14 protein-coding genes are annotated in these 17,005 nt (G+C 62.3%); 6 read left to right on the top strand and 8 right to left on the bottom strand.

Annotation, left to right across the window (positions count from 1 at the left end; all coding sequences use genetic code 11):
- Nucleotides 1-102 precede the first annotated feature (102 nt).
- The 4 genes from AC3CB8_RS15135 (at nucleotide 103) to AC3CB8_RS15120 (ending at nucleotide 2,136) form a co-directional block, all read left to right on the top strand.
- Nucleotides 103-393, top strand: a complete 291-nt coding sequence (locus AC3CB8_RS15135) for a hypothetical protein (RefSeq protein WP_023784612.1) — start codon at nucleotides 103-105, stop codon at nucleotides 391-393.
- Between the two features lie 605 nt (nucleotides 394-998).
- Nucleotides 999-1,214 carry a hypothetical protein gene (locus tag AC3CB8_RS15130; protein WP_023771527.1) on the top strand — a complete coding sequence of 72 codons (216 nt, stop codon included), beginning with the start codon at nucleotides 999-1,001 and terminating at the stop codon, nucleotides 1,212-1,214.
- 2 nt (nucleotides 1,215-1,216) lie between these two features.
- Nucleotides 1,217-1,654 (top strand): hypothetical protein, encoded by a 438-nt coding sequence (locus AC3CB8_RS15125; RefSeq protein WP_023771526.1) that lies wholly within the window; start codon nucleotides 1,217-1,219, stop codon nucleotides 1,652-1,654.
- 146 nt (nucleotides 1,655-1,800) lie between these two features.
- Nucleotides 1,801-2,136: a hypothetical protein gene (locus tag AC3CB8_RS15120; protein ID WP_023771525.1), complete on the top strand. Its 336-nt coding sequence runs from the start codon at nucleotides 1,801-1,803 to the stop codon at nucleotides 2,134-2,136.
- A gap of 39 nt (nucleotides 2,137-2,175) precedes the next feature.
- On the opposite strand, the gene AC3CB8_RS15115 is transcribed toward AC3CB8_RS15120, so the two are convergent.
- The 4 genes from AC3CB8_RS15115 to AC3CB8_RS15100 all read right to left on the bottom strand — a co-directional run bounded on the left by AC3CB8_RS15115 (nucleotide 2,176) and on the right by AC3CB8_RS15100 (nucleotide 7,654).
- Nucleotides 2,176-3,795 carry an ABC transporter ATP-binding protein gene (locus AC3CB8_RS15115; protein ID WP_352564950.1) on the bottom strand — a complete coding sequence of 540 codons (1,620 nt, stop codon included), beginning with the start codon at nucleotides 3,793-3,795 and terminating at the stop codon, nucleotides 2,176-2,178.
- Between the two features lie 64 nt (nucleotides 3,796-3,859).
- A complete protein-coding gene (locus AC3CB8_RS15110) occupies nucleotides 3,860-4,981 on the bottom strand; it encodes an ABC transporter permease (protein WP_023784610.1) in 1,122 nt (373 codons plus the stop codon).
- Entirely contained in the window at nucleotides 4,974-5,897 is a 924-nt protein-coding gene (locus tag AC3CB8_RS15105; protein ID WP_015318681.1) for an ABC transporter permease subunit, read from the bottom strand. The genes AC3CB8_RS15110 and AC3CB8_RS15105 overlap by 8 nt, the downstream gene beginning before the upstream one ends.
- Nucleotides 5,898-6,061: 164 nt before the next feature.
- Nucleotides 6,062-7,654, bottom strand: coding sequence for a peptide ABC transporter substrate-binding protein (locus AC3CB8_RS15100; RefSeq protein ID WP_023796078.1), 1,593 nt, complete (start codon nucleotides 7,652-7,654; stop codon nucleotides 6,062-6,064).
- A 282-nt stretch (nucleotides 7,655-7,936) separates the two neighbouring features.
- Here AC3CB8_RS15100 and AC3CB8_RS15095 point away from each other — a divergent pair, with 282 nt between their 5' ends.
- Together AC3CB8_RS15095 and AC3CB8_RS15090 are read left to right on the top strand one after the other, a co-directional pair.
- The gene (locus tag AC3CB8_RS15095; protein WP_023771521.1) at nucleotides 7,937-8,383 is read left to right on the top strand and encodes a TadE/TadG family type IV pilus assembly protein; all 447 of its coding nucleotides are present in this window, start codon (nucleotides 7,937-7,939) and stop codon (nucleotides 8,381-8,383) included.
- Nucleotides 8,384-10,153, top strand: coding sequence for a Tad domain-containing protein (locus AC3CB8_RS15090; RefSeq protein WP_352564947.1), 1,770 nt, complete (start codon nucleotides 8,384-8,386; stop codon nucleotides 10,151-10,153).
- A gap of 28 nt (nucleotides 10,154-10,181) precedes the next feature.
- On the opposite strand, the gene bglA is transcribed toward AC3CB8_RS15090, so the two are convergent.
- The 4 genes from bglA to glgA are packed head-to-tail and all read right to left on the bottom strand — an operon-like array spanning nucleotide 10,182 to nucleotide 16,907.
- Complete coding sequence (gene bglA, locus AC3CB8_RS15085) at nucleotides 10,182-11,816, bottom strand: beta-galactosidase BglA (RefSeq protein ID WP_023771519.1); 1,635 nt, start codon at nucleotides 11,814-11,816, stop codon at nucleotides 10,182-10,184.
- Nucleotides 11,813-13,813 carry a glycogen debranching protein GlgX gene (glgX, locus tag AC3CB8_RS15080; RefSeq protein ID WP_023784608.1) on the bottom strand — a complete coding sequence of 667 codons (2,001 nt, stop codon included), beginning with the start codon at nucleotides 13,811-13,813 and terminating at the stop codon, nucleotides 11,813-11,815. Before glgX ends, bglA begins: the two co-directional genes overlap by 4 nt.
- Nucleotides 13,814-13,829: 16 nt before the next feature.
- Nucleotides 13,830-15,458 carry an alpha-D-glucose phosphate-specific phosphoglucomutase gene (locus AC3CB8_RS15075; RefSeq protein WP_352564944.1) on the bottom strand — a complete coding sequence of 543 codons (1,629 nt, stop codon included), beginning with the start codon at nucleotides 15,456-15,458 and terminating at the stop codon, nucleotides 13,830-13,832.
- Nucleotides 15,459-15,461: 3 nt separating this feature from the next.
- Nucleotides 15,462-16,907 (bottom strand): glycogen synthase GlgA, encoded by a 1,446-nt coding sequence (glgA, locus tag AC3CB8_RS15070; protein ID WP_023771516.1) that lies wholly within the window; start codon nucleotides 16,905-16,907, stop codon nucleotides 15,462-15,464.
- Nucleotides 16,908-17,005: the final 98 nt, after the last annotated feature.

Here is a 17,005-nt window from a genome sequence, read left to right as displayed (position 1 = left end):
CCTTCGATGCTTGCGTCCGGCTGTCCCGGGGAACCGGAACCAAAGGGATCAGCAGCAGTTGTATCCAACGAAGGGCTAATCAAAGCAGTTGGAGAACTTGCAATGAAAACAATGATCATGTGCGCTTTGGCGCTTTCGATGGGATTGCCCGCTTTGGCTTCGGCAGCCGAGGCTGACGTCGTCATCAGGACCCACCATCGGCACCACCACAACGTCAGGATCATCAACGAGGAAGGCCAGCGCCTGCATTACCGACACCACGGGAGGGTAGCGTTCTATGACCATGGCCGTCGGCATTGGCATCACCATCGGAATACAGTCGTCGTCACCGGCTCCGTCTCCACCCACCACCGTCACCATCATCCGGTGGTGATGGAAAACGGCGGTTACTGATGCCTGACTGGTGGCCCGGCTCTCGCGAGCCCGGCCACCAGGTGACTTTGCCCAGCACGCTGCGCGGCGCGTTTCATGCAAATTGCTTCGAGTTCTCGCCTGAAATACAGCCATGCGAAGCGGATCGTTTCAACCCCGAATATCTCACACCACTCGGAAGCAAGTCGCGAGAATTCTGCTCGGTGAAGTGAACTGGCCACCAAGACTTGAGGGTTCGCCGAATCCATGCTCGCTTGCACTTGCATGCGACGGACGAAGCCTATCGACCTACGAAGGAACTTGGCTGAGCCAATGTGCTAAGGGATTAGCTGAGGACTATTCCAGCCACCATGAACGTGATGGCCACCGCGAAAATCGGTGCGAGCAACCAGCGCGCCTGACCAACACTCTTTTCCATCAAACTTCTCCCGTAATTTGCAATCAGACAACGGTGATAAAGAGCGGCTGTTCCGGCCGGCCGGCTTGGCAAGACCAATGCGTTCTAGGCTCAGACTTAGGTCCGACATCCACCCGACCGAAGCCCTGCGCCGGGAACGTTTCCACTCGGCCCAAGTTCGAGTTCGGGCGCGGAAAACCAAGCGAAGCGGGAACGGATGAGCACCACAATGTCCAACCATGAGACTGTAACATCCCATGTATTGGGGATGCGCATAGATAGCCTCAAAACCAGAATGCAACACGCTCAGATCACCGAGGGTGAAATGAAGACCTTCCAAAAAGTAGCGGCCGTGATCGAAGGCGGCCGAGGCCGCATCGACGGGGACGATCTGATCGCCGCATCGTTCGTTACCGACACGCTGACGGACGCAACGTCCGAGTGACCATGCCAACAATCAGTAAGCTTTTCGAATCCCATGCCGAAGCGGCGCGGATCGCCGGGGACCTGTTGGCGGCCGGGGTCCCGCGCGTACAGATCGCCATTATCGGGCCCTATCGTGACGAAATCGATGTCCTGAGGTCCCCGGGTGTCATGCTGGCCGCTGCCGCCGGGCTGTTGGCGTGGCTCGGCGCCGTCGCTGTTTACGACATCAACCTTTTCTCGACCGGCCTGTCGGCAATAGCCCTGGTCAGCGTGTTCTGCGGCGGCCTCGGCGGATTACTCGGAGCCATGGTCGCGGCCACCAGAACACCCGAGCGGCTAAGTATCGGCGAGGGGATTGTGCTGGTGACGGCGCATGTAGACGACAATGCGGCCGACATTGCCCAGATTGTGCTCGGCGGTGGTTGCTCCATGACCGAATTGGCCGCCCAAGCAGCGTAAAAATTCCGACAGCGATAAGCGGGCCGATAGCCAAGTGCAGAACGCGAGCACTGGCCGGCCGGTGAAACTTTGACGAAATGGGTATCAGCGCGAGGTTGATCGATGAAGATCAGGGAGGCGGCAAAACGGCCGGGCCGGACGCGCGCATGAGTTTGATTTCAAGGACAAGGTCGGCACCCGCTCTTCTGGCTGTGGCCTTCCTGGCTGCCGGATGCTCATCGATCGGCAGGACGGCCGATCCGGCCAAATACGAGAGCCTAAGCTGTAGCGAGCTGAACAGTGCGCTGGGAAGTAGCGCGCGCGACATCTCGCAGACGGCGATCACCCGAGGCAAGGTCGCCAACACCAGCGTGCCGCGTTGGCTGCTGGGCGGATCGCGCGTCAAGACCGCGGTCGCCAACCGTGAAACGGCCAGGATCGACCGGCTGAAGCAACAGCAGGATGCCATTGTCGCTGTGCGCGCACGCAAGTGCGCGAGCTGAGCGACAGAAGACGCCGCGATAATTGCCCCTACCGGCGCTTTACGCGCTCAGTCGAAACCGAGTGACGTCGATCGCGGCGTTCATCAGCGTCTGCGTATAAGGCGCCCGTGGATTCCTGAATATCTCTTCCGTCGGCCCCTCTTCGACGATCTTGCCTTGCTTCATGACGATGATGTAGTCGGCCAAGGCGCGCACGACCGACAGATCGTGGCTGATGAAGAGATAGGACAGTTCGTGGTCGGCCTGCAGCTTGCGCAGCAGTTCGACGATCTGTTTCTGCACCGAGCGGTCAAGCGCCGATGTCGGCTCGTCCAGCACGACCATCTTCGGCTTCAGAATCATGGCGCGGGCAATGGCGATGCGCTGCCTTTGTCCGCCGGAAAATTCGTGCGGGTACCGGTTGCGTGCATTGGGGTCGAGGCCGACCTCGCGCAGGGCCTCGACCGCGCGCTGGTCGCGCTGCTTTCCTGAAAGGTTGGGCTCATGCACCAGTAGCCCTTCGGTGACGACCTGACCGACGGTCATGCGCGGCGACAGCGAGCCGAACGGGTCCTGGAAGACGAGTTGCATCTGGCGCCGCAGCGGCCGCATCTGCCGCCGGTCGGCAGTGGAGATATCGCGATCGCCGAACCGAATGAGCCCATCGCTTGGCAGCAACCGCAGCAAGGCGCGGCCGAGCGTCGACTTGCCCGAGCCGGATTCGCCGACAATGCCGATGGTCTGGTTGCGCTGCAGCCGGATCGAGATGTGATCGACGGCCCGCAGCATCAGCGGTTCGCCGGCCAGAAACCCACCGCCGATCCTGAATGTGACTTCGACATTCCTACCTTCGAGCACCACCGGCGCATCGGCTGGCGGCGGCGACTTGGTTCCCGTCGGCTCAGCCGCCAGCAGCATTTTGGTATAGGCGTGCCGTGGATTGGCAAAAATGGCTTCCGCCTCGCCTTCCTCGACCACCTCGCCCTGGCGCATGACATAGACACGGTCGGCAAAGCGCCGGACGATACCGAGGTCATGGGTGATGAAGACGATCGCCATGCCGAGCTTGCGCTGCAGTTCGGCCAAAAGCATCAGGATCTGCGCCTGGATGGTCACGTCAAGCGCCGTCGTCGGCTCGTCGGCGATCAGGATGTCGGGGTCATTGGCAAGCGCCATCGCGATCATCACGCGCTGGCGCTGGCCGCCGGACATTTCGTGCGGATAGGATTTCATCCGCCGTTCCGGATCGGGAATATGCACGAGCCGCAGCAGCTTGAGCGCCTCTTCATGCGCTGCGGCGGCACTCAGGCCACGATGCCGCCGGATCGGCTCGATCAGCTGGTTGCCGATCGAATAGAGCGGATCGAGCGAAGTCATCGGCTCCTGGAAGATCATGCTGATCTTGCGGCCGCGGACCTTGTTCAGCTCGGACTTGCTCAGGGTCAGCAGGTTGCGGCCGCGATAGTCGACTTGGCCTGACGCTTCGCCATTGGAGGCCAGCAGGCTCATCGCCGCCATCATCGTCTGGCTCTTGCCGGAGCCGGACTCGCCGACCACGGCAACCGTTTCGCCCGCGTTGACGTGGATGTTGATGCCCTTGACCGCTTCGACCGCACCGTCGAGCGTGCGGAAGCGGACGCGCAGGTCCTTGACGCTGAGGATCGTTTCGGAAGCAGCCATTTCAGCGGTCCCCATCTTTATCGATCCCCATCTTTATCGATCCCATCTTTATCGATCCCCATCTTTATCGATCCCTTGGGTCGAGCGCGTCGCGCAGGCCGTCGCCGACGAAATTCAAGGCGAACAGCGTCGAGACCAGAAAGAAGGCGGGAAACAGGAGCAGCCAGTTGGCGGTGCCGATGTTCTTGGCGCCGACCGAGATCAGCACGCCCCAGCTGGTCATCGGCTCCTGGATGCCGAGCCCGAGGAACGACAGGAAGCTCTCCAGGATGATGACCTGCGGCACCAGCAGCGTCATGTAGATCACCACCGGGCCAAGCAGGTTCGGGATGACATGGCGGATCAGGATGCCACCCTGGCCAATGCCCATGGCTTCCGCCGCCTGGACATATTCCTGCCGGCGAATCGACAGCGCCTGGCCGCGCACGATGCGCGCCATGTCGAGCCACAGCACGGCACCGACCGCCAGGAACATCAGCACGAAGTTGCGGCCGAAGAACACCACCAGCATGATGACGAAGAAGATGAACGGCAAGGAATAGAGCACGTCGACGATGCGCATCATCACTTCATCGACCTTGCCGCCGGAAAAGCCGGCGGCGGCGCCGTAGATCACGCCGATCACCACCGCCACGACACCGGCAAGCAGACCGATGGCCAGCGATATGCGCCCCGCCATCAGCGTGCGGGAGAGAAGATCGCGGCCGGTATTGTCGGTGCCGAACAGGAAATACTGCTGCTTGACCGACGCGCTCATCGTCACTTCGAGGCCGTCGGACGACTTGTTTTCGATCTTGGTGTCGTCGAAGGCATCGGAGCGATCGAGGTAGCGGATGTTGCGGTCGTCGATCGGCTTGGTCGACTTGACCGTGACGAAGACCTGGCTCCCCTCCTGGTGCCAGTCCTTGATTTCGACCCGCATGCGTTTGATCGCTTCGGTAAGTGCCGTCTCGATCATATCGGGTTTCGGATAGGCCGAGAGGCTTGGCGGCATGCGCACATAATCGGCGTAGATGGTCGTGTATTGGTGCGGCACGAACCACGGGCCAAAGACGCTGATGACCCCAATTAGGGCGAGGTAGTAGAGGCTGAACATGGCGGCGCGGTTTGCCTTGAGGCGCGCCCAGGCATCGCCCCAAAGCGAGCGACCAACGATTGCGGGGGCCGTGGCTGCGATGTCAGTCATAGCGCACCCTCGGGTCGACGACCGCGTACATGACGTCGACGATCAGGTTGAAGACGATGGTAAAAATGGCGATCACCACCACCGTTCCCATCACCAGCGTATAATCGCGGTTGAGCGCGGCATCGACGAAATAGCGGCCGACGCCGGGAATAGAGAAGATCGTCTCGACGATGACCGAGCCGGTCAGCAGTGCCGCCGCCGCCGGGCCGGTGAACGAGACGATCGGCAGGATAGCGCCGCGCAGCGCGTGCTTAACCACCACCGACCAGTCGGAAAGGCCGAGCGCGCGCGCCGTTCGGATATGATGGGATCGCAGCGACTCGATCATCGAGCCGCGCATCAGCCGGGCAACGATGGCGATTTGAGGCAAGGCAAGTGTCAGCACCGGGCCGACCTTGTTGATGAAGGCGCCGTCGCCCCAGCCGCCGATCGGCAACAGCCTCCAGGTCAGCCCGAAGACAAGCTGGATCACCGGCGCGATGACGAAGGTCGGGATGGTGCTGCCGGCTGTCGCCAAGGCGATCACGGTATAGTCGCCAAGCTTGTTCTGGTTGAGCGCGGCAATGGTGCCGAGCACGCTGCCGAGCAGCAGCGCCAGGATCAGCGCCGAGGCGCCGAGCTGAACGGAAATGGGCAGGCCCTTGGCAAACAGTTCGGTGACTGTGAAATCCGGCATGTTGTAGCTCGGGCCGAAATTGCCCCGCAGCAGATTGCCGAGATAATGGACATATTGCAGCCAGAGCGGGTCGTTGAGGCCGAACTGGGCTTCCAAGTTGGCCTTGATCTCAGGGCTCAGCCCCCGCTCCTGGTTGAATGGACCGCCTGGCGCGACGCGCATCAGGAAGAACGCCATCGTCACGATGACGAACAGCGTCGGGATGGCGGTCAAAAGCCGCCGGAATACGTATCGCAGCATCGGTGCCCCGCTTGATCCGGAGCATGCTCGTCCACTCGGGCGATTGCGCTCCAGCCTTCAAATCTTCGCACCGGATGTTCTGAAAATCGATTTCCGCTTCCCGGGCCGATGCGATGGCAAACCAGCGCCGCCGCGCATCAGTTGCGCGGCGGCTTGGCCAGGGATCAGTCCTTGCTGACGAAGCGCGACGGATGCACGTCCATCACATTGTCGACGAAGCCATGCAGCTTCGAGGAAACGATGTCGTGGTAGCTGTAGTAGAGAAGCGGGATCTGGCCGACATCGTCGATGAGGATGCGCTCGGCCGCTGAGAGGTCCTTCATGCGCTCTTCGGGCTTGCCGCCGGCGGCCGCGGCCTTGTCCATTGCCGCTTCGTATTGCGGGCTGTTGTAGTTGGAATAGTTGTTGCCGCTGGCCTTGCGTGTGATGCCGAGGAAGGTCTCTGGATCCTTGTAGTCGGCAATCCAGGCGGCACGCGCCACGTCATAGTCGCCCTTCTGCTCGAGGAAGGAGTAGTGGGTCTTGGTGTCGGTGTTGAGCAGCGTGACGTCGACGCCAAGCGGCTTCAATTGTTCCTGGATCGCCACTGCCGTGTTCTTGTGGTTTTCCGAGGTGTTGTAGCGGATTTCCATCTTCAGCGGATGTTCGGGGGTGTAGCCAAGCTTCTCGAGGATCTTCTTGGCCGCGTCCTCGCGGTCGATCTGCGGCATGTCGGCATATTTGGCCATTGCGGGCGTGTAGCCCTCGATGCCGGGGGGCACCATCGAATAGCCGGGCAGCATCGAATTCTGCCAGACCTTTTCGGCGATGAAATCACGGTCGATCGCCATCGAGATGGCATTGCGCAGTTCAGGGTTGTTCCACGGCGCCTTGTCGGTCTTGATGGCATAATAGTAGGTGCCGAGATACGGCCCGACATGGATCTGGTCGCCGAACTTGGTCTTGAGGTCGGCGAGCTGTTCGGTCGGCAGATCGTCATAGCTGTCGAGTTCGCCGGCCTCGAAGCGCTTCATCGCCGATGAACGATCCTCGGTCGGAATGTAGTTGACGACGTCGAACTTGACGGACCCGGCGTCCCAGAATTTGGGATTCTTGACCAGTTTCATGTGGTCGTTGGGAACCCATTCGGCCAGCGTATAGGCGCCGTTCGAAACCAGATTGCCCGGCTTGATCCAGTCGGCGCCAAGCTTTTCAATCGAGGCCTTGCTCACCGGATAGGTCGCCTGATGGGTCAGCATCTCCAGGAAGTAGGGCGTCGGCGCCTTCAGCGTCACCTCCAGGGTGCCGGCGTCGATCGCCTTGACACCCATGTCCTCGGGCTTGCCCTTCTTGGTGTTGACGTCCTCCGCGCCCTTCACCGGATACAGCATCGAGGCGTATTCGGCCCCGGTCGCCGGATCTTCCAGCCTGTGGAAGGCATAGACGAAGTCGTCCGCCGTCACCGGGCTGCCGTCCGACCACATGCCGTCCTTGCGCAGCTTGAAGGTGTAGACGGTGCCGTCATCCGATACCGTCCAGCTTTCGGCGGCGCCCGGAATAAGCTTCGCCTTCTCGTCCTGCATGACCAATCCCTGGAACAGATCACGCAGCACATTGGCTTCGTAGACCGTAGAGGTCTTGTGCGGATCGACCGATTCCGATTCAGCGGCGGTGCCCCTGTTATAGACGGTCTCCGCGAAAGCCGGCGTGTAGAATGCGCCGGCGGTTACAGCCATGGTGGTGGCGAATACCGTCGCCTTCAGCATATTTTTCAGCATGAAGTTCTCCCTGTCGGCGCTGCCATCGGCGCGCCTTTACGTGTTGACGCCCCGGAGCCGATGTCTGGCTCCTTCGGGCGTGCCGTCGGTTCCCTCCGGCGGCTGGTGGCAGGAGACTAGACAGGAGGTAAGCTCTTTTCAACCGAGTACTGATTGACCCTAAGTCAATCCCATTGCCGAGAAAGCAACGGCTAAATTAGAGATTCGTTTTCAATCGACCGCACCCTTTGGTTGTGCCCAGAGTTTTCGCTTTCTGCATGCGAACTTGGGCATGCTGGTGCTATGGTCCACAACCTCATTTCCAAGGCTCGAAGGCGCCAGTTCCGATCAGACAATTCGGCAACATCAGCGGTCGAGTTCGCCTTGCTGTCACCGCTTTTCATCCTTCTTCTGCTCGGAATGGTTGCATACGGCATCTATTTTGGCGCCGCCAATTCGATCCAGCAAATTGCAGCCGACGCTGCCCGGACGGCCATCGCCGGGGTGAACCAGACCGAGCGGCGGACGCTCGTGGCCAGCTATCTCACCAACAATGCCGGCGGCTACCCCTTCGTGGACGCCAGCAAACTGACCTACCAGGCCAATGACAGCGTCGCCGACGGGAGCCAGTTCGTGGTGTCCATCTCCTACGATGCCCGCAACCTGCCGATCTGGAATCTGTTCCCTGGCATAGCGATGCCAGGGACGACCATCAAGCGTCAGTCGACGATCAGGGTCGGGGGTATCTGAATGCTGCGGCGGGCGGGCAAGGGTATCGGTCGGCTTGCACGGTCGATGATGGGAGACAGGAAGGCGAACTTCGCCGTCATGACCGCATTGAGCGCGCCGGTTGCATTGGCGCTGGCAGCGGTGGCCATTGACGAAGCGTCCATCTACACCGAGCGCCGGGAAGCCCAGGCGATGGTCGATCTGGCGGCGATTACCGCCGCCTCGAACATCAACAACGTCAACACCGCGGTCGTCACCACGCTAACCGACAACGGCATGCCGGGCGTCGTCGTTCAAGCTTCGGGCCAGACCATTGCCCCGGCCGCCGGCAAAACGGTGGTGACGGTCACGCAGGGCCGATATGCCTCATCGACCACCAATGTCACCCAGCGCTTCCAGGCGGGTGTGACGCCTTACAACGCCGTCCGCGTCACTTTGGCAAAGATTCCGAACCGCTATTTCGCAAGTTCGTTGATCCCCACTCCCGTCATCGGCACCCAGGCCACGGCCAGCATGACGCCGCTGGCGACGTTCTCGGTCGGATCGCGGTTGCTCAGCGTCAACGGCGGCATCCTCAACGCACTTTTGAGCGGACTTCTCGGCGGCAACATCTCGCTCAGCGTCATGGATTACAACGGGCTGGTCTCGGCGGATGTGAGCGTGCTTTCCTTCATCAGTGCGCTCGCCACGCAACTGAACATCACGGCCGGAACCTATTCCGACGTTCTGGCATCGAAGGCGACGGTCGGCCAGATCGCTACCGCCATGGCCAATGTTCCCGGCCTCGGCAATACGGCCAAGGTCGCCCTGCAGACCATCGCCTCCAAATCGACCAGCACCGCCAAGATCCCGCTCAGCAGCCTTGTCGACCTTGGTTCGGTCGGCAGCCTGGGCCTCGGGCAACAGCCGTCCGGGCTCGGGGTAGACGCAAGCGCCATGGGCATGCTGACGGCAGCCGCCGTGCTCGCCAACGGTACCAACCAGGCCGCGATCGATCTCGGCGCCACCATCCCGGGGCTGCTCTCCACCAAACTCAGCATCGCCATCGGCGAGCCGATGCAGTCCTCGCCCTGGCTGGCGATCGATGGTATCGGCACCGTCGTGCGGACCGCTCAGACGCGCATCAAACTGACGGCCTCCGTCGGTATCGGCACGCCGGGCCTCGCCGGCGGCATCAGCCTGCTCGCTGTTAACCTGCCGCTCAATGTGGAAGTCGCCTATGCCGAGGCCAAACTGACCGACATAACCTGTCCGACAGGGCCTTCCAGCATCAGCGTTTCCATCGCCGCGCATCCGGGCGTTGCCCAGCTAAACCTGGCCAACAGCAACAATTCCTCCGGCTTCGCCGACTTCAGCCAGCCGCAGACCTTCACGGATGCAGACATCGCCGATGTGAGCCTCAGGCTCCTGCTGATCAATATCCCGTTGATCCAGGTGATGGGTTCGGCCGCGACGGCAATCACCAACAACAGTCCGCAGACCCTGACCTTCAACGCGACCGACATCTCCAACAAGACGGTGAAGACGGTTTCGACACGAAACATCTCGCAGTCGCTCACCACGTCACTGGTCAACAATCTGTCGCTTTCGGCCAATCTGCTTGGCCTTGGGATCGATGTGACCGCCCTGCTCGGAACTGTCAAACCAGCAGTGGTGGCACTGCTCAACACTGTAACGGCGCCCGTCGACGACCTGCTCTACAATGTGCTGTCGGCCTTGGGCGTGGGCGTCGGCCAGGCCGACGTGCGCGTCACCGGCGCGACCTGCGGCCGAGCGGTGCTCGTTCAGTAGGACGGCCTAGCCACGACCGAAGTGCCAATCAGTCGAGCCGACCGAGAAAGCAGCCGAGAGTTGGCAGCGAGAGGGTGTTTCCCTCGATAGAAGCGGTCCCGCCGAAGACAGCCGTGACGGGTCCGATATCAACCACCAACGGCCAGGTCGCCGGCTCCTCAGCGAAATTGAAGACACAGAGCAACCGCTCCTCGCCACCTTCGCGAATGAAGGCGAGCACGTCGCCCTCGGTATCGAGAAAGCGGATCGAGCCGCCGACCAGCGCCGGATGCTGTTTGCGCAAGGCAAGCGCCGAGCGGTAGGCCGACAGCACCGATTGCTCTTCGCCGTTCTGCATATCGACCGCGCGGGCGCGATGGCTTGCCGGCACAGGCAGCCAGGGTTTTGCTATGGAGAAGCCCGCATTGTCGGCCTCGGCCTCCCAGACCATCGGCGTGCGGCAACCATCCCTGCCCTTCACGCCTGGCCAGAAGCGGATGCCGACCGGATCGCGCAGATCCTTGTAGGCAAGCTCCGCCTCTTCAAGGCCGAGTTCCTCGCCCTGATAGAGGCAGATCGAGCCGCGGAGGCAGGCGAGCAGCATGATCGAGAATTTGGCCACAAGATCGGGATCGCCACCAGGCCGCATCCAGCGGCTGACATGGCGCACCACGTCATGGTTGGAAAACGCCCAGCAAACCCAGCCGTCGGCCACCGCGCTTTCGAAGGCCTTGACGCAGCCGCGCACATGCGCCGCCGAAAACCGCGAACCCAGCAGGTCGAAAGTGTAGCTCATCTGAAGCTTGTCGCCGCCGGAGGTGTAGGCGGCAAGCGTCTGCAGCGAGCGACCCTCGTCGCCGATTTCGCCGACGGCGGCGCGGTCGCCATATTCGTCGAGCAACGCGCGGAAGCGCCGTAGGAACGCCAGGTTTTCGGGCTGCGTCTTGTCGAACAGATGCTCCTGATAGAGGTATGTGTTGGTCTCTGTGTTGGTGCCGGCGACGCTCGACGCCAAGGGCGGATTGCCGCGCAGCCAGCGGTCGTGGACATAGTAATTGACCGTGTCGAGCCGGAAGCCGTCGACACCGCGATCGAGCCAGAACCGCACTGTGTCCAGCAACGCATCCTGGACTTCCGGGTTGTGGAAATTGAGGTCTGGCTGCGAGGCGAGGAAATTGTGCATGTAATATTGGCGGCGGGTCGCGTCCCATTCCCAGGACGGTCCCCCGAAGACCGATAGCCAATTGTTGGGCGCGCCGCCGTCGGGCTTCGCATCGGCCCAGACGTACCAGTCGGCCTTGGCATTATCGCGGCTGGCGCGGCTTTCGATGAACCAGTCATGCTTGTCGGATGAATGCGACAGCACCTGGTCGATGATGATTTTCAGGCCGAGCCGGTGGGCTTCGGCCATCAGCGCATCAAAATCGGCCAATGTTCCAAACATCGGGTCGACGTCGCGATAATCCGACACATCATAGCCCATGTCGGCCATCGGCGACTTGAAAAAGGGCGACAGCCAGACAGCGTCGACGCCGAGCGAGGCGATATAGGCGAGCCTCGACGTAATGCCGCCGAGATCGCCGCTGCCATCACCGGTAGTATCCTGAAAAGAGCGCGGATAGACCTGATAGATGACGCAGCCGCGCCACCATTCGGCTCCCTGTCCCAAACTCTCGCCGGTCATCGCGAACCCTTCCTGGCACCACCGTCTCCGGCTCGGCTCTCGATCATGAAATTGACGCTACGCCCCGGCAGTGGGCGCGCAAGGTCGGTTGCCTGCGTTTCGATCGCCGGATGCCATCGAAAACCTTCCCGCGCCGGTAAGGTGAAGACGCATTGGCGACGGTCGCCATTGATCAGAACGGCAAGCCGGTTGTCCTCGCCGCCAAACAGCATGACGAGGCGATGCCGGCTCGTGTCGTTCCAATCGGTCGCGTCGAGCAGCTCACCGGTCTCGGTCAGCCAAGCGACGTCGGGAACGCCTGAAGCCTCAATCGGTTCTCCGGTCAGGAAACGCGTGTCCGACAATGCGGGCACCGCCTGGCGAAGGGCTCCGAGCGCCCATGCGTAACGCTCCAGCGCCTGATCGCGGCCTGCCCAGTCAAGCCAGGTAGTGAGGTTGTCTTGTGCGTAGGCGTTGTTATTGCCCTTCTGGGTGCGACCGAATTCATCGCCTGCGGTCAGCATGATGGTGCCGTGCGAGGCGAACAACGTGGCGAGCAGAGCGCGCTGGTCTTCGAAACGGGCCGTGACGATCGCCGCGTCGTCCGTCTCGCCTTCGACGCCGTTGTTCCAGGACAGGTTCTCGTTATGGCCGTCGCGGTCCTGCTCGCCATTGGCCGCGTTGTGCTTGCGCTCATAAGCGACGATGTCAGCCAGCGTCATGCCGTCATGGGCTGCGATAAAATTCACGCCGCGGCTTGCCGGCTCCCCTGCCCTGTTGAACACGTCGGACGAACCGGCAAGGCGCGTTGCGAGAGCACCGACCATGCCGGCATCGCCGCGCCAGAAGCGTCTGACGTCGTCGCGATAGCGGTCGTTCCACTCAAGGAATGGCGGCCGGAAATTGCCGAGTTGATAGCCGTTTGCCCCGATGTCCCAAGGCTCGGCGATCAGCACGCGGTCGTAAAGCACCGGATCATGGGTGATGGCCTGGAGCAGCGGCGCTTCCGGATCGAAGGCACCGTCGACCCGACCCAACACCGGAGCCAGATCGAAACGGAAGCCGTCGACGCCGGCCTGGCGAACGAAGTGACGAAGTGTGTCGAGCACCATTTCCCGCATCGCCGGATGGTCGCAAGCGATCGTATTGCCGGTGCCCGTGTCATTGACCAGCCCGCCATCCGGCCGGTGCCGATAGTAGGCGTTATTGTCGAGGCCGCGCAGCGAGAGCGTCGGCCCCAGCCTGTCGCTTTCGCCGGTGTGGTTGAAGACGAGGTCGAGAATGGTGCCGATGCCGGCCCGGCGCAACGCGGCGACAGTGCCCTGCAATTCCGTCAGGCCGCCGGGCGCGAGGCGCGGGTCGAGCGCCATGAAGGTCACGGGATTATAGCCCCAGGCGTTGCTCAGCCCGAGCGGCGGCAGATGCCGCTCGTCGATGGAGGCCGTGATCGGCATCAGTTCCACGGCGGAGACGCCGAGCCTTTGCAGATGCTCGATGATGGCTGGATGGGCAAGAGCAGCGATCGTACCGCGCTTTTCTTGCGGTACATCCGGATGCAGCTTGGTGAAGGCGCGGACGTTCAGTTCGTAGATCAGGCCGCCCGGGCGAAACAGCGGCGGCAGGGTCGGTGGAGCCGTGGGCAAGGCCCTGGTCACGGTCTTGGGCATCAGAGACGCGGTGTCGGCGCCCTCATTGCGCCGCGCGGCGAGCCGCCAGTGATAGGCGTAGGCCCGGTCGATTTCGACGGCGTAGGGATCGGTGAGCAACTTGTCGGGATCGAACCACAGCCCCCGCTCGGGCGCATAGTCGCCATCGGCGCGCAGGCCATAGCGGGCGCCCGCGGCCAAGCCGGAGACAAAGAGTGAATGCACGCCGTTGCCTTCCGACGCCAGCTCGAGACGATCGAGTTCGCGGTTTCCCTGCTCGTCAAAGATCGAAACCCAGAGCCGTCTCGCCGACGAGGACCATGCGGTGAAGCGGATGCCTTCGCTGGTGATGGTGGCGCCGAGCTGGGTCAAGAGCGCTCCATCGCCCTCAAGTTATGACGCTCGGCTTGTTGCGCCCGGTGTGGCTCTTGATCCCGGCAATGTCGTCGGCCGCCGAAATCAGGTCGGCGAGCGCCTCCTGCGTGTCGAGGTCGTGCCTGGACTTGTCGGGCTCGTAGCGCTCGATATAGACGCGCAAGGTCGCGCCAGACGTACCGGTGCCCGAAAGCCGAAAGACCACGCGCGAGCCGCCTTCGAACAGCACCCTTATGCCCTGGTGCTCGCTGGTCGAGCCGTCAACCGGGTCGTGATAGGCGAAATCATCGGCATTGGCGATCTTCAGGCCGCGCACGCTGGTGCCCGGCAGCGAGCCGAGCTTGGCCCTGAGTTCGTCGACCAGCGCATTGGCCCGGTCGCTCTCAACCTCCTCATAATCGTGGCGCGAGTAGTAGTTGCGGCCATAGGTCTCCCAATGCTCGGTGACGATCTGCTTGCAGCTTTCGCCGCGCGCGGCGAGGATGTTGAGCCACAAGAGCACCGCCCACAGACCGTCCTTTTCGCGGACATGGTTCGAGCCGGTGCCGGCACTTTCCTCACCGCAGATCGTCGCCATGCCGGCGTCGAGCAGATTGCCGAAGAACTTCCAGCCGGTCGGCGTCTCGTAAATCCCGACACCTAGCTTGTGAGCGACGCGGTCGGCCGCGCCACTGGTCGGCATCGAACGGGCGATGCCTTTCAGCCCATCCTTGTAGCCCGGCGCCAGGCGGGCATTGGCGGCGAGCATGGCGACCGAATCCGAAGGGGTGACGAAAATGCCCTTGCCGATGATCAGGTTGCGGTCGCCGTCGCCATCGGAGGCGGCGCCGAAATCCGGCGCGTCCGGACCCATCATCTCGTCATAAAGGTGCTTGGCATGGACCAGGTTGGGGTCCGGGTGATGACCTCCGAAATCGGGCAGCGGCTTGAAATTGCGGCAGGTGCCGTTCGGTGCGCCGAGGCGGTGTTCGAGGATTTCCTTGGCGTAAGGCCCGGTCACCGCATGCATGGCGTCGAAGCGCATCCGGAAGCCCGACTTGAACAGTTTGCGCAGCGCGTCGAAATCGAACAGGCTCTCCATCAACTCGGCATAGTCGGTAACCGGATCGATGATCTCGACGGTCATGCCGGCAGCCTCGACTGCTCCGACCGTATCGATGTCGATCGGGTCGATGTCGGCGATCTTGAAGCTCGAAATCGTCTTGGTCTTGGCAAAGATGGCGTCGGTCAGCTTTTCCGGCGCCGGGCCGCCATTGCCGGCATTGTACTTGATGCCGAAGTCCTCGTGCGGGCCGCCGGGATTGTGGCTGGCCGAGAGGATGATGCCGCCGAAGGTCTTGTATTTGCGGATGACATGCGAGGCCGCCGGCGTCGACAGGATGCCGCCCTGCCCGACCATCACCTTGCCGAAGCCATTGGCGGCCGCCATGGCGATGGCCTTCTGAATGACCTCCCGGTTATAGAAACGGCCGTCGCCGCCGATCACCAGGGTCTTGCCCTTGAACCCGTCGAGCGCATCAAAAATCGACTGGATGAAGTTCTCGGCATAGTGCTCCTGCTGGAACACGGGCACCTTCTTGCGCAGGCCCGACGTGCCGGGCTTCTGGTCGGAATAGGGCTTGGTGGGAACGGTGCGTGTCATGGTTCAGGCAACCCTTTTCGAAAGCAGCAGGCGATAGAGTTCGACGTATTTTTCGGCGCTTCGATCCCACGACACATCGGTCTTCATGCCCTGGCGCTGGATGGTTTCGAAGATTGCGGGACTGGCGTGGGCGTCGGCCAGGCGTCGGATCGCGTGCAGCAGCGCGCCGCCATTGCTGGGGGCAAACTGAAAGCCGGTCGCCACGCCGGCGGCAAACGCTGCTTCATTGGCGTCAATGATGGTGTCGGCCAGGCCGCCGGTGCGGGCGACGATCGGCACGCAGCCATAGCGCAGGCCGTAAAGCTGCGTCAGCCCGCAAGGCTCGAAGCGCGACGGGATGACGATGGCGTCGCAGCCGCCCTGCATGGTGTGCGACAGCCCCTCGTCATAGCCGACGACCACGCCGATGCGGCCACGATGGCGTGCGGCCGCGGCCAGCAGCGCGCCTTCGAGGCCGGCGTCGCCCGAGCCAAGGATGGCCAGCCTTGCGCCTGTCGCGACGATGCCGTCGACCACCGTCGCCAATATGTCCATGCCCTTCTGCCAGGTCAGCCGGCTGACGACGCAGACAATGGGACTGCCGTCACGGTCAAGGCCGAAACGGTCCTCGACGGCGGCCCTGTTCGGCGCGCGGGCCTTCAACGTTTCTGCCGTATAGGTCGATACCAGATGCTTGTCGGTTGCCGGATCCCAGATGGAGGTGTCGATGCCGTTGACGATGCCGTGGAGATCGCTGGAACGCATGTTGATGAGACCGTCGAGCCCCATGCCGAATTCCGGTGAACGGATCTCCTGCGCATAGGTCGGGCTCACCGTGGTGATCGCCCAGGCGGCCTGCAGGCCAGCCTTGAGGAAGCCGACGCCGCCATAATATTCGACCCCGTCAAGCGCCATCGCCGCGGCCGGCAGGCCGAGCTCGCCGAAGATGCCAGCCCCGAACTGGCCCTGGAAGGCGAGATTGTGGACGGTCATCATCGATGGTGTGCCGACCGCCTTGCCATAGCGCATATAGGCTAGCGTCATCGCCGACTGCCAGTCATGGGCGTGCACGATGTCTGGCAGGTAGCCTGAGATGGCGCCCCCGGCGATATCGGCACCGGCCTGGCTCAGCGCCGCGAAGCGCCGCCAATTGTCCGGCCAGTCCGCGCCCGAGGCGTTGCCATAGGGGCCGCCGGGGCGGTCAAACAGATGCGGTGCGTCGAGCACGAACAAATCGAGCCCGGCGACCTGGACAGCATGGACCGCGGCCTTGCCGCCCTGCAGCAAGGGATACTGATAGACGGCCTTCTTTTTCTTGAAGGCGCCCATCACCACGGGAAAGCCAGGAACGAGCGTGCGCATGGTGACGCCCTTGGCCGCGAGCGCAATGGGCAGCGCGCCGGCTACGTCGGCAAGCCCGCCTGTCTTGATCAGCGGGAAGATTTCGGGCGTGACCGACAGAACCTGCATGCGCTTAACGATCCGCTTCCCATCCATGCCGCCCAAACCGTGTGCGGTTTGGACCACGACATGCACAACACCCTAAAGTGACAGCTTGTTGATCAACC

This window comes from Mesorhizobium sp. P160927 (assembly GCF_057766385.1).
This window is presented reverse-complemented; position numbering and strand designations above follow the sequence as displayed.